This window comes from Bacillus sp. SCT118 (assembly GCF_058566435.1).
The window spans coordinates 3397485-3414306 of record NZ_CP191225.1; the positions used below are offsets into that span (position 1 = coordinate 3397485).

Sequence of the window (16822 nt, forward strand, 5' to 3'; positions counted from 1 at the left end):
CGATATAGAACAGTGCTGAAAAAATCAGACTACGAAAGACAGAAAAAAAGAAGCCTCTCACAAGCTCGGTGAACTCATGAGAAGCCTCGAAAATTTATAAATGGATCAATAGGGCATCAAAAATGAGGTCCATTGCCGACAAACCTTTGTAAATCAAGGTTTTTTTGTCGGTTTTACATCATGCCGCCCATACCGCCCATGCCGCCCATGTCAGGCATTCCGCCGCCAGCGTTTTCTTCTGGCTTGTCAGCGACAACGGCTTCAGTTGTTAAGAACATTGCAGCTACAGACGCAGCGTTTTGAAGAGCTGAGCGTGTAACTTTTGTTGGGTCAACGATACCTTTTTCGATCATGTTTACCCATTCGCCAGTTGCAGCGTTGAAGCCTACGCCGATTTCTTCGTTTTTGAGGCGTTCAACGATGACAGATCCTTCAAGACCCGCATTGTGTGCGATTTGACGGATTGGCTCTTCAAGCGCGCGAAGCACGATGTTGATACCTGTTTGAGCATCGCCTTCAGCTTCAACTGCAGCGACTTTGTTATATACGTTGACAAGCGCTGTACCACCACCGGATACGATGCCTTCTTCAACAGCTGCGCGAGTTGAGTTCAGGGCGTCTTCGATGCGAAGTTTACGCTCTTTCAGCTCAGTTTCAGTCGCAGCGCCGACTTTGATGACAGCTACGCCGCCAGCAAGTTTTGCAAGACGCTCTTGTAATTTTTCTCTGTCGAATTCAGAAGTTGTTTCTTCCACTTGAGCGCGGATTTGAGTCACGCGGGCAGAAATTTTGTCTGTTTCGCCAGCGCCTTCAACGATTGTTGTGTTTTCTTTAGTAACGACAACTTTAGAAGCGCGTCCCAATTGAGCGATTTGAGTAGATTTCAGGTCAAGGCCAAGATCTTCTGTGATGACTTCTCCGCCAGTAAGGACAGCGATGTCTTCAAGCATTGCTTTACGGCGGTCACCGAAGCCAGGAGCTTTAACAGCAACTGCGTTGAATGTGCCGCGAAGTTTGTTCACAACAAGTGTTGCAAGTGCTTCGCCTTCAACGTCTTCAGCGATCAGAAGCAATGGTTTGCCTTGCTGAACAACCTGCTCAAGCACAGGAAGGATTTCTTGAATGTTTGTGATTTTTTTGTCTGTGATTAAGATGTAAGGATTGTCAAGAACCGCTTCCATCTTATCAGAGTCAGTTACCATGTAAGGAGACGCATATCCGCGGTCGAATTGCATACCTTCAACAACTTCAAGCTCAGTTGTGAAGCCTTTAGACTCTTCGATTGTGATAACGCCGTCGTTTCCTACGCGCTCCATTGCTTCAGCGATAAGGCTTCCGACTTCCTCATCAGCAGCAGAGATCGCAGCAACCTGAGCGATAGACTCTTTGCCTTCGATTGGCTTAGAAATTTCTTTTAAGTTTTCGATCGCAACCGCTACAGCTTTTTCCATACCTTTACGCACGCCTACAGGGTTAGCGCCTGCTGTTACGTTTTTAAGGCCTTCACGGATCATTGCTTGCGCAAGAACTGTTGCAGTTGTTGTACCGTCACCGGCAACGTCGTTTGTTTTGCTGGCTACTTCAGCAACAAGCTTCGCACCCATGTTTTCAAACGCGTCTTCTAGCTCGATTTCTTTAGCGATTGTTACACCGTCATTTGTGATTAACGGAGAACCGAATTTTTTCTCTAGAACCACGTTGCGTCCTTTTGGTCCTAAAGTTACTTTAACAGCATCAGCAAGTGCATCGACACCGCGAAGCATTGCGCGGCGAGCTTCTTCACTAAACTTAATTTCTTTTGCCATGTTTACAAGACCTCCTCAAATGTTTTAAGTATTGTTTATTTAAGAATTAGCCGATAACAGCTAAAATGTCGCTTTCACGTAAGATTAAGTATTCAGTACCTTCATATTTCACTTCAGTACCTGCGTATTTTGAGAAGATAATGCGGTCGCCCTCTTTTACTTCTAAAGCAACGCGCTCTCCGCTTTCTAACACGCGACCTGAACCAGCTGCCACGATTTTGCCTTCTTGCGGTTTTTCTTTTGCAGAATCCGGCAACACAATTCCGCTGGCAGTTTTTTCTTCAGATTCTACGAGTTCAATGACAACGCGATCACCTAATGGCTTTAACAATGTAATAACCTCCTCAATAGTATGAATATGTAATTTTAGCACTCAGCACTAAAGAGTGCTAACACAATTCTTATAATAAAGAATCTCCCTTCCAATTTCAAGTGATAAGACAAAAAATTTTTCACGCTTACATCATTCTTTTCCGCTCCCTTTTCCGTTAGCTTTTTCACCCCCGTACCGATTATGTTACAATAGCTGTAGATGAACGAAACCCACTTAACAAAGGAGTACATACCATTTGAGAAAACAGTATTGGTTTATTATTTTGACATATATCATCATGCAGTTTTCCGCATTAATCGCGATTCCCTTGTTATTTAAATTCGGTTATGCCGGAGGACAGCCTACAAATGAAAATATGCTGCATGCACAAGGATTATGGTCCGTCATCAGCTTTATCGCCTGTCTCCTTATTGTTCTGCTCATTCTGAGAACCGTTCCGAAAGAAACGCTGCGAAACGGACAGAAGGACTCAATCGGACTTTCTATCCTTTGGGCGATAGCCGGTTTTTTCATTGCCCTTTTCTCTCAAGGAATAGCAGGCTCTATTGAATATTATGTTTTTGGCATCGGAAGAGAATCAGAAAATACACAAGCGATTCTGGATGTCATTCAGGCAGTCCCGCTCATGATTATCGTTTCTTCCATCGTCGGGCCTATATTAGAAGAAATCATCTTCAGAAAAATCATTTTCGGCGCGCTGTACGAAAAAACGAATTTCTTTTTTGCAGGACTGATCAGCTCGGTTATCTTCGGTATTGTTCACGCTGATTTGAAGCATCTCCTTCTATATACAGCAATGGGCTTTACATTTGCATTTTTATATGCGAGAACAAAACGGATATGGGTGCCGATTTTCGCCCATTTAATGATGAATACATTCGTCGTCATCATGCAGCTTGAGCCTGTTCGGAATTACCTTGAACAGCAGAGCACACAAATGCAATTGATTATTGGAGGATTATTTTTATGAGAAACCCGGTAGTTTGGGGAATGATCTACTTTGCCGTAGGGTGCATCTTTACTTATCTTGCCGCAAGCTCGCCAGGCAGCATGTGGTCATTTTACTCCATCCTGCTGATGGTGTTCGCCGCTTACAACATCAGCATTTCTTTTAAGATGTTCGCCTTTTCATTTAAAATCAAAAAGAACCAAAAATAAAGAAAATCCATTTCTGAATGAGAAATGGATTCAAATTAAATCCTAAAACGGCTTTCGTTTTAGGATTTTGTCATTTTCAGCGTGATTGAAAACCCTTGAAGTCTAGGAAAGGCGAGCATTGGAGCGGAGCGAATGTTTTCATTCGTGAGCACCAACGCACAGACTTGACAACGAATGCGGGGGTTTGTCAACACGCTGAATCCATTTCTCGCATGAGAAATGGATTTTTTATTATTGCCCAGAAGACACGTCCCGATCGGCAGCACTGCTTTTCTGCGCTTTCCGATAAGCGGCCTTCGATATCAGAATACTGATTTCATATAAAATCAAAAGCGGGACTGTGACCATCATATGGGACAGAAGCTCAGGCGGTGTAATCAGGGCTGCGATCACCAGCAGCGTAAAATACGCATACTTTCTGATTTTCGCCAAGAACATCGGTGTCACAATTCCGAGCCTGGTCAAAAACATGAGGATGACCGGCATTTGGAACAGCAGTCCAAACGGAATCGTCAGCTGCAGAAGAAAATGAAAATATTCATTAATTCCGATCACCTGATTGACATTCAAGTCCTGAGAGATCCGCTTCATAAAATCAACAACAAAAGGAAATAAAATATAATATGAAAAAGATAAGCCCGCTAAAAACAGCAAAATAGAGATCGGAATGTAGCTGAGCGTTACTTTGCGCTCTTTCTCATAGAGACCCGGGCTCACAAAAGCCCAAAGCTGATAAAGAATAACCGGCGAGGTCAGGACTATGCCGATGATAAACGCAAACTGCATAAACACATAAAGCGGGTCTGTCAGGTTAAACGCGTTAAGCGTAAGCTGCTTCGCTTCATCTGTTTCTTGCAGATACACAATAATCGGCTTTGCTAAGAAAAATCCAGCAATAAAGAAAACGACAAACGCCAGCGCTACAATCAGCAACCGTTTTCGAAGCTCAGCAATATGCTCCAGCAGCGACATTTGATTCACTTTCATTCGTGTCATCCTAACTTACTGATCTTCTTTCTTTTTTTCCTCTTCATCACTCGTTAATCCTTTTGTAGCGTTTTTGAATTCACGAAGTGTGTCTCCCGCTGCTTTCCCCAATTCAGGCAGCTTTTTGGGACCGAAGATAATCAGAGCAACGATTGCGATAACAGCAAGGCTTCCAGGACCGATCGGCATATTTGGGCTCCTCCTTTCCCTCTATTCGATTTCCTCTAAAACTGAGTAATGCTTCAAAAAATAAACCAGTGACTGAAGCTCAACTGCTAAATCTATATGATGAATTCGAATGTGTTCCGGCACATTCAAACGGGCCGGCGTAAAATTAAGGATTCCCTTGATTCCTAATGCGACCAATCTGTCTGTAATGGATTGAGCGGCAACTGCTGGCACTGTAAGAATGGCAACTGATTCATCTTTTACGTGTTGTTCAAGGTCATCAAGGTTATAGACGGGCACGCCGCCTACCTCAGTTCCTATTTTACTCTCATTTATATCAAAAGCCATAGAAATTTTTGTGTTATTATTTTTTGTGAAATTATAGTGAAGAAATGCCGTTCCCAAGTTCCCGACACCAATCAAGATGACGTCTGTCATCTCATCCTGATCAAGCGTTTTTCGGAAAAAAGACAGCAAATAATCCACATTATATCCGTATCCTTTTTTGCCAAGAGCTCCAAAATAGGAAAAATCCCTCCGAATCGTGGCAGAATCAACCTTTACGGCATCACTGAGTTCAGCGGATGATACACGCTGTTTTCCTGACGCATGCAGATTCTTTAAAAAGCGATAGTAAAGCGGCAGCCGTTTCGCCGTCGCCTGCGGAATTTTTGATTGATCCTTATTCATTTTTGGTCCTCCAAATTATACTCGGATAGTTCTCTTTTAAAGTCACCGTTTTTCCCGCCTGTCTTCTCCAGCAAGAAAGTAGGGCCGATGACCATCCCCTTATCAAGGGCCTTGCACATATCGTAAACGGTAAGAGCGCACACCGATGCAGAAGTGAGCGCTTCCATTTCCACACCTGTACTCCCTTTCGTTTTGACCTGTGCTTTTATATGAAGTATAACTTCTGCTTCTTTTATTTTCCAGTCAAACGATATATCTACCCCGCTCAATGAAAGCGGATGGCACATCGGAATGATATTCGACGTTTGCTTTGCGGCCATAATGCCTGCCACCTGTGCGACAGCCAGTACATCTCCTTTGCCGATATCGTGACTCTGTATTTTCTCGTACACCTCATTCTTCATGTGTACGCTTGAAACAGCCGCCGCAGTACGGACAGTCGAAGATTTTTCGCTGATATCCACCATCTGGGCTCTGCCCTGTTCATTAAAATGAGAAAATCCATTCATATTAAAACGCTCCTTAAACAGATCATACACTATTTTCTTCTCTATGTCTTATATGGCCAATGTATTGTTTGCTGACTTCTGGTTCATAAGCTACACTTAACTTATTATAGCAGAGGTGAAATAATATGATGATCTTACAAATTAATCAGCTGTCCAAATCGTTTGGTGCTGATACTATTTTAAACAATATAAAGCTGGAAGTCAGAAATCGTGATCGCATCGCCATTGTAGGAAGAAATGGCGCCGGAAAATCCACGCTCCTTAAAATTATCGCAGGCCAGCTTTCGTATGAAAAGGGCGAAATTATTAAACCAAAAGATATTACAATGGGATATCTCGCCCAGCATACTGGCTTGGATTCTAAGCTTACCATAAAAGAAGAGCTGCTGACTGTTTTTGACCACTTAAAAGCAATGGAAAAGGAAATGCGGGCTATGGAAGAAAAAATGGCGGCAGCTGACCCGGGTGAATTAGAAAGCATCATGAAAACCTACGACCGTCTTCAGCAGGAATTCAAAGATAAGGGCGGTTATCAATATGAAGCGGATGTTAGATCTGTGCTGCATGGTCTCGGCTTCAGCCATTTTGACGATTCTACACAGGTTCAAAGCCTCAGCGGAGGCCAGAAAACAAGACTGGCTTTAGGTAAGCTTCTGTTAACACAGCCTGATTTGCTCATTCTCGATGAGCCGACAAACCATCTGGATATTGATACGCTTACCTGGCTTGAGCATTATTTACAAGGCTATTCAGGCGCCATCCTCATCGTTTCGCATGACCGCTACTTTTTGGACAAAGTGGTAAACCAGGTATACGAGGTATCAAGAGCAGAAAGCAAAAAGTATCACGGCAACTACAGCGCTTATCTCGACCAAAAAGCCGCGCAGTATGAAAAAGATCTTAAAATGTATGAAAAGCAGCAGGACGAGATTGCAAAGCTGCAGGACTTCGTAGACCGAAATCTGGCGAGAGCCTCTACCACCAAAAGGGCGCAAAGCCGCAGAAAGCAGCTTGAGCGAATGGAAGTCATGTCAAAACCGCTTGGCGATGAAAAATCCGCAAACTTTCATTTTGATATTACAAAACAGAGCGGAAATGAAGTCCTTCGTGTTCAGGATCTCACAATCAGCTATGAAAACCAGCCGCCGCTTTTAACAGAAGTGTCATTCATGCTCACAAGAGGAGAAAGCGCAGCGCTTGTCGGTCCTAACGGCATTGGTAAATCGACATTGCTGAAAACATTAATAGACACCCTAAAACCAGATCAAGGAACGATCTCATACGGCTCAAATGTCAGTGTCGGCTATTATGATCAGGAACAGGCTGAGTTGACTTCCTCTAAACGTGTCCTTGATGAGCTGTGGGACGAGTACCCCGGGCTCCCAGAAAAAGAAATCAGAACGTGTCTCGGAAATTTCTTATTCTCCGGAGATGATGTGCTGAAACCAGTTCATTCACTGAGCGGAGGCGAAAAAGCAAGATTGGCTCTAGCTAAGCTGATGCTTCAAAAAGCCAACTTTCTCATCCTTGATGAACCGACGAACCATCTGGATTTAGACAGCAAAGAAGTTCTCGAAAACGCGCTGATTGATTATCCAGGCACACTGTTATTTGTCTCACATGACAGATATTTTATTAACAGAATCGCCACAAGAGTATTGGAGCTTTCTTCAAGCCATATAGAGGAGTATCTGGGAGATTACGATTATTATACAGAGAAAAAAACAGAGCAGCTTGAATTGGAGAAAATAAATCAGCAAGAGGAAACTGAAAAAACGCCAGCTACAGTGAAATCTGACTCCAAACGTTCCTACGAGGAAGAAAAAGAATGGAAAAAGAAAGAGCGCCAACGACTCCGTCGGATTGAAGAAATTGAAACCACTGTTCAAACCATTGAAGAGAACATCAGCCGCAATGATGAATTACTATGTGACCCTGAAGTCTATCAGGACCATGAAAAAGTACAAGCTATCCATGCAGACAATGAGAAGCTTAATCAGGAGCTGGAATCTCTTTTGTCCGAATGGGAAGAACTATCCACAGAAGAAGATTAAAAAAGTCAAGCACCTCTTTTTAGAGGTGCTTTTTATCCACAAAACATACCCTAATAAGCAAAACAAAGTAAGCGCTTTATACACAATATCCACAAAATATTCTGAATTTATCCACTTTATTAACAGCGACTTCAGCCCTTTATCCATCTATATCTCTATAATTACTCACAGACATGTGGATAAATTGTGAATTATCTGTTAATAACAAACAGATAAAAAGTCTCACGCTATTATCTCGTGAGACTTTGATAAGAAGTCAATTCGAGGCCGGGCTGGCCATTCATATCATATGCACCGCGAATTCCCTTTTCAAAAGCAATTGTACCAGCAGCAGCAATCATCGCAGCATTATCCGTGCATAAAGCTAATGGAGGAATGACAAGCGTAATCCCTTCATGCTGGGCAAATTCCTTTTCTAATGCAGCTCTGAGGCCTCTGTTTGCAGCTACTCCTCCGGCTAAAAGGACCTGTTTGACATCATATTCCTTTGCCGCGCGCGCCGTTTTGGTTACCAAGACATCGATCACACTATTTTGGAAACTGGCAGACAAATCTTCCGGAGCAATCTCTTGCCCTTTTTGGGATGCATTATGAAGCGTATTGATCACCGCAGACTTCAATCCGCTAAAGCTGAAGTTGTAAGAGCCTTCTTCAAGCCATGCGCGAGGAAGCGGAATATTGTCATTCCCTTTTTCAGCTAGCTTGTCAATTTGCGGTCCACCCGGATATGGCAATCCCATCGTCCGCGCCACTTTGTCGTAAGCTTCTCCTGCCGCATCATCAAGGGTTTCCCCAATGACTTCAAATGATCCATGTTCCTTCATATAAACCAGTTCTGTGTGGCCTCCTGAAACGACCAATGCCAGTGCCGGGAACACGATGTCTTCTACAAGACGGTTCGCGTATATATGACCGGCTATATGATGAACGCCTACTAACGGAATGTTATGTGCAAAGCTCAATGCTTTAGCGGCATTCACGCCGATAAGAAGCGCTCCCACCAGTCCCGGACCTTCTGTTACTGCAATCGCATCAATATCACTATACGTCATGCCAGCTTTGCGAAACGCCTCTTCTATAACCAAAGTGATTTGTTCAACATGATGTCTTGAAGCAATTTCCGGCACAACGCCTCCGAAGCGCTTATGGCTTTCAATTTGAGAGGCTACTACGTTTGAAATGATCTCTCTCCCGTTTTTCACAATAGCTGCAGCAGTCTCATCACAGCTTGTTTCAATTCCTAATACGTACATGTCTTTTTGCTCACTCATTTATCGTCACCCACATAATTAACGCATCTTCCCCGTTATCAGTATAATAGTTCTTTCTTATTCCGCCGGGCTGCATCCCGAATTTCTTATATAAGCCTTGAGCAGGATGATTCGAAACCCTCACTTCAAGCGAAAGCCGCCTTGCGTCTTTTTCTTTGCACAGTTCAACAGCTGAGCGAAAAAGCGTTTCTCCTAAAGACTGGCCGCGATACTCTGGTTTTATCGCTATATTTGTAATCTGGGCATCATCCATCACAATCCAAATCCCGCAATACCCAACAACATGGCCGTCCTTTTCAATCACGAGATAATGAGCATACGGATTTTCCAGCAGCTCATGATAAAACGAATCCTTCGTCCAAGGAGACGTAAAGGAGGATGCTTCGATTTCGTATACGTGATCTATATCTTCAAGCCGCATATTTCTGACCGCTGCTTTTGTTTTCATCCTATCACCCTACTTTTGACTTTCAATCCATTTCGCTTCAGCTTCTGCCAGCCGCAAGTAATCCGGGACAAGCCCATGAACATCAGCTGCTTCCTTTTCCTTCCCGAGAAAAGCCAATTCTGAAGGACGCGGGTTATGCTGGGCAGCAGTTCCAATGAATCCTTTTGTTCCAAGCACATCCTCGATCATCTGCTTGTGAAGAGAAGTATCATGGCCTAAAAACAAAACAGGACGATTCTTTTCTTTTAGCCTCTCCAGCCAATCTGCCAGCATCACATTTTGATCTGGAACAACTTGCTCTAAAAGCCCATTTTTATATTGATACAGACCTGTGTACACCTGTCCTCGTCTAGCGTCAAAGATTGGGCTGATCAGACCGTCAAAATGCCGGCCATTTGCAGCAAGCGTCTCAAGACTTGATACAGCACTTATTGGAATGTCTAAAGACCAGGCAAGTGTTTTGGCCAACGTCACACCTATTCTTACTCCTGTGTATGAACCAGGGCCTTTTGCAACGACAATTTTAGAAAGGTCCTGCGGTGCCATATCACAATCATTCAGCAATGAATGAACAGCAGGCATTGCTCTTACAGAGTGGTTCTTTTTCAAATATGTAATGTATTCTGCTATAACGGTGTCTTCTCGAAGCAGCGCAATGCCCAATGTATAATTTGATGTATCAATTGCTAATATTGTCATGTCTACTTAACTCCTCACAAAGCATTTCATACCGATTCCCGACAGCAGTAAAGGTAATTTCCCGCTCATCATCACCAGCTCTTTTGATGACAATTTGCAGTCGCTCCTGCGGCAGCTGTTCTTCAATTAAATGAGCCCATTCAACGAGACAGACACCTTGTCCGTGAAAATATTCATCAAGTCCCAAATCTTCACTTTCATCTTCCATTCTATACACATCCATATGATAAAGAGGAAGTACGCCATCGTTATATTCTTTTATAATTGTAAAAGTCGGACTGTTTACAACACGTGTAATTCCCAGCCCTTCTGCAAAACCTTTCGTAAAAGTCGTTTTTCCTGCACCTAAATCGCCCTCTAATGTCAGGACGTCTCCCGGTTTAGCAAACGCTGCCGCAAGCTTGGCAATTGCTTTTGTTTCTTCTGGATTTACAGTTCTCCATTTTAATTGCTTCACACGAGTCACCCGTCTTATTTAAAATGATTATATCCCTTTTTCTCTAAGATCATTGATGTTTGATCTGTTTTTAGGATCACTTTAGATTTTGTTTTTTCCCTGACATGGCCAATCTTTGTAATGGGAAGTTGACGTGCTGCGCACTCCTGCTTCAACACTTCCCACTCCTCATTTGAAACCGTCCCTGTCAGCTCAAAATCCTCACCGCCAAACAAAGCCCATTCTTTCCAGTTAGGATGAAGCTTAGGCAAATCAGAATGAATTGGAAGCATGCTTTCATCAATTTCAATTGAAACACAGCTGGCTTCTGCAATCTCGTTCAGTTCACTAGCCAATCCGTCACTAACATCATTTAAAGCTGCCCGTTTAAAACTCGAGCATAATCTGCCGACGCTTACTCTTGGCTCAGGCCGTTTATGCCTGTGGATAAAGTAATCCGTTTCCACAGATGAGTTTTGAGGATTAGTCTCTTCCAGCAATAAAGAAAGTCCTGCTGCAGAAGAACCGATTTCACCGGTTACAAACACAATATCATTCGGTTTTGCCAAGCTGCGCAAACAGGCCTGCCCCTTTTCAATTTCACCGATCACAGTGACTGTAATGACTAATTTGTCAGCGGTAGAAACTGTATCGCCGCCAATCAGATCCATATGATATAGTTTCGCCAGTTCATTCATTCCTTCATACATCGACTTGATTTCAGATTCAGTCCATTTTGAAGGTACCGCAAGTGATACCAGATAAAACTTGGGAATGCCTCCCATCGCGGCAATATCACTTATATTAACGGCTAACGCCTTGTACCCGATATCTTCAGGTGAGGAATAGTGTAATTTGAAGTGCACGTCTTCTACCATAGTATCAACACAAACAATTTCCTGAACGCCGTGTTTCGCAGTGTAGAGCGCTGCATCATCACCTATTCCTACATCAACGGAAGAATGGTGAATGGTCCGCGGAGTAATGCTATGTATCAAATCAAATTCATCCATGAACCAAAATCTCCTTTCAACCCTGCTTATGCCTATATGTGCTCTTCCTAGTTTATCGAATTTTGCTGGAATATCCAAGATGTTCCCGATATAAAGAAAGCTTGGCTATGACACCAAGCAGAAGATACAGTAAAAGAAAACACAAAAAAAACGAAAACATGATCGTTTCGTTTACATTAATGGCGGTCCGGACGGGACTCGAACCCGCGACCTCCTGCGTGACAGGCAGGCATTCTAACCAACTGAACTACCGGACCATATTTGTATAAGATTATTTTGGTTGTACCCTTAGGGCACTCCTTATTTAATCATATATTTGGTTGCGGGGGCAGGATTTGAACCTGCGACCTTCGGGTTATGAGCCCGACGAGCTACCGAACTGCTCCACCCCGCGATGATAAAAGTAATGCTTGGCGGCGTCCTACTCTCACAGGGGGAAACCCCCGACTACCATCGGCGCTGAAGAGCTTAACTTCCGTGTTCGGTATGGGAACGGGTGTGACCTCTTCGCTATCGCCACCAAACAAATTGAGAGTGTTCTCTCAAAACTAGATAACAGGTGTGACATCATTCAAAAATATGGTTAAGTCCTCGATCGATTAGTATCTGTCAGCTCCATGTGTCGCCACACTTCCACCTCAGACCTATCAACCTGATCATCTTTCAGGGATCTTACTTCCTTGCGGAATGGGAAATCTCATCTTGAGGGGGGCTTCATGCTTAGATGCTTTCAGCACTTATCCCGTCCGCACATAGCTACCCAGCGATGCCCTTGGCAGAACAACTGGTACACCAGCGGTGCGTCCATCCCGGTCCTCTCGTACTAAGGACAGCTCCTCTCAAATTTCCTGCGCCCGCGACGGATAGGGACCGAACTGTCTCACGACGTTCTGAACCCAGCTCGCGTACCGCTTTAATGGGCGAACAGCCCAACCCTTGGGACCGACTACAGCCCCAGGATGCGATGAGCCGACATCGAGGTGCCAAACCTCCCCGTCGATGTGGACTCTTGGGGGAGATAAGCCTGTTATCCCCGGGGTAGCTTTTATCCGTTGAGCGATGGCCCTTCCATGCGGAACCACCGGATCACTAAGCCCGACTTTCGTCCCTGCTCGACTTGTAGGTCTCGCAGTCAAGCTCCCTTGTGCCTTTACACTCTGCGAATGATTTCCAACCATTCTGAGGGAACCTTTGGGCGCCTCCGTTACCTTTTAGGAGGCGACCGCCCCAGTCAAACTGCCCACCTGACACTGTCTCCCCGCCCGATAAGGGCGGCGGGTTAGAAGGTCAATACAGCCAGGGTAGTATCCCACCGATGCCTCCACCGAAGCTGGCGCTCCGGTTTCCAAGGCTCCTACCTATCCTGTACAAGCTGTACCAACATTCAATATCAGGCTGCAGTAAAGCTCCACGGGGTCTTTCCGTCCTGTCGCGGGTAACCTGCATCTTCACAGGTACTATAATTTCACCGAGTCTCTCGTTGAGACAGTGCCCAGATCGTTGCGCCTTTCGTGCGGGTCGGAACTTACCCGACAAGGAATTTCGCTACCTTAGGACCGTTATAGTTACGGCCGCCGTTTACTGGGGCTTCAATTCGCACCTTCGCTTACGCTAAGCGCTCCTCTTAACCTTCCAGCACCGGGCAGGCGTCAGCCCCTATACTTCGCCTTACGGCTTCGCAGAGACCTGTGTTTTTGCTAAACAGTCGCCTGGGCCTATTCACTGCGGCTCTCTCGGGCTTGCACCCTAACAGAGCACCCCTTCTCCCGAAGTTACGGGGTCATTTTGCCGAGTTCCTTAACGAGAGTTCTCTCGATCACCTTAGGATTCTCTCCTCGCCTACCTGTGTCGGTTTGCGGTACGGGCACCTCTCACCTCGCTAGAGGCTTTTCTTGGCAGTGTGGAATCAGGAACTTCGCTACTATATTTCGCTCGCCATCACAGCTCAGCCTTATGGGAAACGGATTTGCCTATTTCCCAGCCTAACTGCTTGGACGCGGATATCCAATACCGCGCTTACCCTATCCTCCTGCGTCCCCCCATTGCTCAAATGGTGAGGAGGTGGTACAGGAATATCAACCTGTTGTCCATCGCCTACGCCTTTCGGCCTCGGCTTAGGTCCCGACTAACCCTGAGCGGACGAGCCTTCCTCAGGAAACCTTAGGCATTCGGTGGAGGGGATTCTCACCCCTCTTTCGCTACTCATACCGGCATTCTCACTTCTAAGCGCTCCACCAGTCCTTCCGGTCTGGCTTCACAGCCCTTAGAACGCTCTCCTACCACTGTTCGAAGAACAGTCCGCAGCTTCGGTGATACGTTTAGCCCCGGTACATTTTCGGCGCAGAGTCACTCGACCAGTGAGCTATTACGCACTCTTTAAATGGTGGCTGCTTCTAAGCCAACATCCTGGTTGTCTAAGCAACTCCACATCCTTTTCCACTTAACGTATACTTTGGGACCTTAGCTGGCGGTCTGGGCTGTTTCCCTTTCGACTACGGATCTTATCACTCGCAGTCTGACTCCCAAGGATAAGTCATTGGCATTCGGAGTTTGACTGAATTCGGTAACCCGGTAGGGGCCCCTAGTCCAATCAGTGCTCTACCTCCAAGACTCTTACCTTGAGGCTAGCCCTAAAGCTATTTCGGAGAGAACCAGCTATCTCCAGGTTCGATTGGCATTTCACCCCTACCCACACCTCATCCCCGCACTTTTCAACGTGCGTGGGTTCGGGCCTCCATTCAGTGTTACCTGAACTTCACCCTGGACATGGGTAGATCACCTGGTTTCGGGTCTACGACCACGTACTCATGCGCCCTATTCAGACTCGCTTTCGCTGCGGCTCCGCATCTTCTGCTTAACCTTGCACGGGATCGTAACTCGCCGGTTCATTCTACAAAAGGCACGCCATCACCCGTTAACGGGCTCTGACTACTTGTAGGCACACGGTTTCAGGATCTCTTTCACTCCCCTTCCGGGGTGCTTTTCACCTTTCCCTCACGGTACTGGTTCACTATCGGTCACTAGGGAGTATTTAGCCTTGGGAGATGGTCCTCCCGGATTCCGACGGAATTTCACGTGTTCCGCCGTACTCAGGATCCACTCAGGAGAGAACGAAGTTTTGACTACAGGGCTGTTACCTCCTATGGCGGGCCTTTCCAGACCTCTTCATCTACCTCGTTCTTTTGTAACTCCGTACAGAGTGTCCTACAACCCCAAGAGGCAAGCCTCTTGGTTTGGGCTGATCCCGTTTCGCTCGCCGCTACTCAGGGAATCGCATTTGCTTTCTCTTCCTCCGGGTACTTAGATGTTTCAGTTCCCCGGGTCTGCCTTCTCATATCCTATGAATTCAGATATGGATACCACTCCATTACGAGTGGTGGGTTTCCCCATTCGGAAATCTCCGGATCAAAGCTTGCTTACAGCTCCCCGAAGCATATCGGTGTTCGTCCCGTCCTTCATCGGCTCCTAGTGCCAAGGCATCCACCGTGCGCCCTTTCTAACTTAACCGTTAAAAAGAATCACTATGTGATATCTTGTATTACTAATTGAATGTGATGTCTACTGTTATCTAGTTTTCAAAGAACACGTTTCGAAGGAATGATCCTTCAAAACTAAACAAGACAGGGAACGTTCTGTTTATAAGACCCAAGGTCTTATATTCCGTATAATATCCTTAGAAAGGAGGTGATCCAGCCGCACCTTCCGATACGGCTACCTTGTTACGACTTCACCCCAATCATCTGTCCCACCTTCGGCGGCTGGCTCCTAAAAGGTTACCTCACCGACTTCGGGTGTTACAAACTCTCGTGGTGTGACGGGCGGTGTGTACAAGGCCCGGGAACGTATTCACCGCGGCATGCTGATCCGCGATTACTAGCGATTCCAGCTTCACGCAGTCGAGTTGCAGACTGCGATCCGAACTGAGAACAGATTTGTGGGATTGGCTTAACCTCGCGGTTTCGCTGCCCTTTGTTCTGTCCATTGTAGCACGTGTGTAGCCCAGGTCATAAGGGGCATGATGATTTGACGTCATCCCCACCTTCCTCCGGTTTGTCACCGGCAGTCACCTTAGAGTGCCCAACTGAATGCTGGCAACTAAGATCAAGGGTTGCGCTCGTTGCGGGACTTAACCCAACATCTCACGACACGAGCTGACGACAACCATGCACCACCTGTCACTCTGCCCCCGAAGGGGACGTCCTATCTCTAGGATTGTCAGAGGATGTCAAGACCTGGTAAGGTTCTTCGCGTTGCTTCGAATTAAACCACATGCTCCACCGCTTGTGCGGGCCCCCGTCAATTCCTTTGAGTTTCAGTCTTGCGACCGTACTCCCCAGGCGGAGTGCTTAATGCGTTAGCTGCAGCACTAAGGGGCGGAAACCCCCTAACACTTAGCACTCATCGTTTACGGCGTGGACTACCAGGGTATCTAATCCTGTTCGCTCCCCACGCTTTCGCTCCTCAGCGTCAGTTACAGACCAGAGAGTCGCCTTCGCCACTGGTGTTCCTCCACATCTCTACGCATTTCACCGCTACACGTGGAATTCCACTCTCCTCTTCTGCACTCAAGTTCCCCAGTTTCCAATGACCCTCCCCGGTTGAGCCGGGGGCTTTCACATCAGACTTAAGAAACCGCCTGCGAGCCCTTTACGCCCAATAATTCCGGACAACGCTTGCCACCTACGTATTACCGCGGCTGCTGGCACGTAGTTAGCCGTGGCTTTCTGGTTAGGTACCGTCAAGGTGCCGCCCTATTCGAACGGCACTTGTTCTTCCCTAACAACAGAGCTTTACGATCCGAAAACCTTCATCACTCACGCGGCGTTGCTCCGTCAGACTTTCGTCCATTGCGGAAGATTCCCTACTGCTGCCTCCCGTAGGAGTCTGGGCCGTGTCTCAGTCCCAGTGTGGCCGATCACCCTCTCAGGTCGGCTACGCATCGTTGCCTTGGTGAGCCGTTACCTCACCAACTAGCTAATGCGCCGCGGGTCCATCTGTAAGTGGTAGCCGAAGCCACCTTTTATGTTTGAACCATGCGGTTCAAACAACCATCCGGTATTAGCCCCGGTTTCCCGGAGTTATCCCAGTCTTACAGGCAGGTTACCCACGTGTTACTCACCCGTCCGCCGCTAACATCAGGGAGCAAGCTCCCATCTGTCCGCTCGACTTGCATGTATTAGGCACGCCGCCAGCGTTCGTCCTGAGCCAGGATCAAACTCTCCGATAAATGGATCACAGGTTAAGTTCACC

General features: G+C 46.2%; 14 protein-coding genes, 2 tRNA genes and 3 rRNA genes. 3 read left to right on the plus strand and 16 right to left on the minus strand.

Annotation, left to right across the window (positions count from 1 at the left end; translation table 11 throughout):
- Nucleotides 1-173 precede the first annotated feature (173 nt).
- Nucleotides 174-1805 carry a chaperonin GroEL gene (gene groL, locus ACQVGT_RS17400; protein WP_015382926.1) on the minus strand — a complete coding sequence of 544 codons (1632 nt, stop codon included), beginning with the start codon at nucleotides 1803-1805 and terminating at the stop codon, nucleotides 174-176.
- 46 nt (nucleotides 1806-1851) lie between these two features.
- Nucleotides 1852-2136: a co-chaperone GroES gene (gene groES / locus ACQVGT_RS17405; RefSeq protein WP_003155970.1), complete on the minus strand. Its 285-nt coding sequence runs from the start codon at nucleotides 2134-2136 to the stop codon at nucleotides 1852-1854.
- Between the two features lie 238 nt (nucleotides 2137-2374).
- Between groES and ACQVGT_RS17410 the strand changes: the two genes are divergently transcribed.
- Together ACQVGT_RS17410 and ACQVGT_RS17415 are read left to right on the plus strand one after the other, a co-directional pair.
- Nucleotides 2375-3109, plus strand: a complete 735-nt coding sequence (locus ACQVGT_RS17410) for a CPBP family intramembrane glutamic endopeptidase (protein ID WP_015382925.1) — start codon at nucleotides 2375-2377, stop codon at nucleotides 3107-3109.
- Complete coding sequence (locus tag ACQVGT_RS17415; protein WP_003225680.1) at nucleotides 3106-3297, plus strand: YdiK family protein; 192 nt, start codon at nucleotides 3106-3108, stop codon at nucleotides 3295-3297. The genes ACQVGT_RS17410 and ACQVGT_RS17415 overlap by 4 nt, the downstream gene beginning before the upstream one ends.
- A 231-nt stretch (nucleotides 3298-3528) precedes the next feature.
- Here the strand turns inward: ACQVGT_RS17415 and tatC are convergent, their stop codons facing one another.
- From tatC to moaC, 4 genes are read right to left on the minus strand one after another with little or no spacing between them, the layout of a single operon-like run.
- On the minus strand, nucleotides 3529-4293 hold the full coding sequence (gene tatC, locus ACQVGT_RS17420; protein ID WP_072174264.1) for a twin-arginine translocase subunit TatC: 765 nt from the start codon (nucleotides 4291-4293) through the stop codon (nucleotides 3529-3531).
- Nucleotides 4294-4299: 6 nt separating this feature from the next.
- Complete coding sequence (gene tatAY / locus ACQVGT_RS17425; protein ID WP_003234072.1) at nucleotides 4300-4473, minus strand: sec-independent protein translocase protein TatAY; 174 nt, start codon at nucleotides 4471-4473, stop codon at nucleotides 4300-4302.
- Between the two features lie 21 nt (nucleotides 4474-4494).
- The gene (locus tag ACQVGT_RS17430) at nucleotides 4495-5142 is read right to left on the minus strand and encodes a redox-sensing transcriptional repressor Rex (protein WP_003234073.1); all 648 of its coding nucleotides are present in this window, start codon (nucleotides 5140-5142) and stop codon (nucleotides 4495-4497) included.
- Nucleotides 5139-5651, minus strand: a complete 513-nt coding sequence (gene moaC / locus ACQVGT_RS17435; protein WP_003243499.1) for a cyclic pyranopterin monophosphate synthase MoaC — start codon at nucleotides 5649-5651, stop codon at nucleotides 5139-5141. The genes ACQVGT_RS17430 and moaC overlap by 4 nt, the downstream gene beginning before the upstream one ends.
- 125 nt (nucleotides 5652-5776) lie before the next feature.
- Between moaC and ACQVGT_RS17440 the strand changes: the two genes are divergently transcribed.
- Nucleotides 5777-7705: an ABC-F family ATP-binding cassette domain-containing protein gene (locus ACQVGT_RS17440; protein WP_015482882.1), complete on the plus strand. Its 1929-nt coding sequence runs from the start codon at nucleotides 5777-5779 to the stop codon at nucleotides 7703-7705.
- A gap of 230 nt (nucleotides 7706-7935) precedes the next feature.
- Here the strand turns inward: ACQVGT_RS17440 and tsaD are convergent, their stop codons facing one another.
- The 10 genes from tsaD to ACQVGT_RS17490 form a co-directional block, all read right to left on the minus strand.
- Nucleotides 7936-8976 carry a tRNA (adenosine(37)-N6)-threonylcarbamoyltransferase complex transferase subunit TsaD gene (tsaD, locus tag ACQVGT_RS17445; RefSeq protein WP_015382922.1) on the minus strand — a complete coding sequence of 347 codons (1041 nt, stop codon included), beginning with the start codon at nucleotides 8974-8976 and terminating at the stop codon, nucleotides 7936-7938.
- On the minus strand, nucleotides 8969-9424 hold the full coding sequence (gene rimI, locus ACQVGT_RS17450) for a ribosomal protein S18-alanine N-acetyltransferase (protein ID WP_015252683.1): 456 nt from the start codon (nucleotides 9422-9424) through the stop codon (nucleotides 8969-8971). The genes tsaD and rimI overlap by 8 nt, the downstream gene beginning before the upstream one ends.
- A 9-nt stretch (nucleotides 9425-9433) precedes the next feature.
- On the minus strand, nucleotides 9434-10123 hold the full coding sequence (tsaB, locus tag ACQVGT_RS17455) for a tRNA (adenosine(37)-N6)-threonylcarbamoyltransferase complex dimerization subunit type 1 TsaB (protein ID WP_015382921.1): 690 nt from the start codon (nucleotides 10121-10123) through the stop codon (nucleotides 9434-9436).
- Nucleotides 10104-10580: a tRNA (adenosine(37)-N6)-threonylcarbamoyltransferase complex ATPase subunit type 1 TsaE gene (tsaE, locus tag ACQVGT_RS17460; RefSeq protein WP_015382920.1), complete on the minus strand. Its 477-nt coding sequence runs from the start codon at nucleotides 10578-10580 to the stop codon at nucleotides 10104-10106. The genes tsaB and tsaE overlap by 20 nt, the downstream gene beginning before the upstream one ends.
- 14 nt (nucleotides 10581-10594) lie before the next feature.
- Complete coding sequence (gene thiL / locus ACQVGT_RS17465) at nucleotides 10595-11572, minus strand: thiamine-phosphate kinase (protein WP_015382919.1); 978 nt, start codon at nucleotides 11570-11572, stop codon at nucleotides 10595-10597.
- A 180-nt stretch (nucleotides 11573-11752) separates the two neighbouring features.
- Nucleotides 11753-11829, minus strand: a tRNA-Asp gene (locus ACQVGT_RS17470).
- 60 nt (nucleotides 11830-11889) lie between these two features.
- Nucleotides 11890-11966: transfer RNA gene (locus ACQVGT_RS17475), tRNA-Met, on the minus strand.
- Nucleotides 11967-11980: 14 nt separating this feature from the next.
- Nucleotides 11981-12096 (minus strand): 5S ribosomal RNA (gene rrf / locus ACQVGT_RS17480).
- A gap of 55 nt (nucleotides 12097-12151) precedes the next feature.
- Nucleotides 12152-15079, minus strand: a 23S ribosomal RNA gene (locus tag ACQVGT_RS17485).
- A gap of 170 nt (nucleotides 15080-15249) precedes the next feature.
- Nucleotides 15250-16799, minus strand: a 16S ribosomal RNA gene (locus ACQVGT_RS17490).
- The 16S, 23S and 5S rRNA genes sit together here with 2 tRNA genes alongside, the layout of an rRNA operon.
- Nucleotides 16800-16822 lie beyond the last annotated feature (23 nt).

What these genes read in the sequence shown, in the direction of transcription:
- groL (WP_015382926.1), bottom strand. Translation starts at nt 1,805, where the DNA reads ATGGCAAAAGAAATTAAGTTTAGTGAAGAAGCTCGCCGCGCAATGCTT.
- ACQVGT_RS17415 (WP_003225680.1), top strand. Translation starts at nt 3,106, where the DNA reads ATGAGAAACCCGGTAGTTTGGGGAATGATCTACTTTGCCGTAGGGTGC.
- tatC (WP_072174264.1), bottom strand. Translation starts at nt 4,293, where the DNA reads ATGACACGAATGAAAGTGAATCAAATGTCGCTGCTGGAGCATATTGCT.
- tatAY (WP_003234072.1), bottom strand. Translation starts at nt 4,473, where the DNA reads ATGCCGATCGGTCCTGGAAGCCTTGCTGTTATCGCAATCGTTGCTCTG.
- ACQVGT_RS17430 (WP_003234073.1), bottom strand. Translation starts at nt 5,142, where the DNA reads ATGAATAAGGATCAATCAAAAATTCCGCAGGCGACGGCGAAACGGCTG.
- moaC (WP_003243499.1), bottom strand. Translation starts at nt 5,651, where the DNA reads ATGAATGGATTTTCTCATTTTAATGAACAGGGCAGAGCCCAGATGGTG.
- ACQVGT_RS17440 (WP_015482882.1), top strand. Translation starts at nt 5,777, where the DNA reads ATGATGATCTTACAAATTAATCAGCTGTCCAAATCGTTTGGTGCTGAT.
- tsaD (WP_015382922.1), bottom strand. Translation starts at nt 8,976, where the DNA reads ATGAGTGAGCAAAAAGACATGTACGTATTAGGAATTGAAACAAGCTGT.
- rimI (WP_015252683.1), bottom strand. Translation starts at nt 9,424, where the DNA reads ATGAAAACAAAAGCAGCGGTCAGAAATATGCGGCTTGAAGATATAGAT.
- tsaB (WP_015382921.1), bottom strand. Translation starts at nt 10,123, where the DNA reads ATGACAATATTAGCAATTGATACATCAAATTATACATTGGGCATTGCG.
- thiL (WP_015382919.1), bottom strand. Translation starts at nt 11,572, where the DNA reads ATGGATGAATTTGATTTGATACATAGCATTACTCCGCGGACCATTCAC.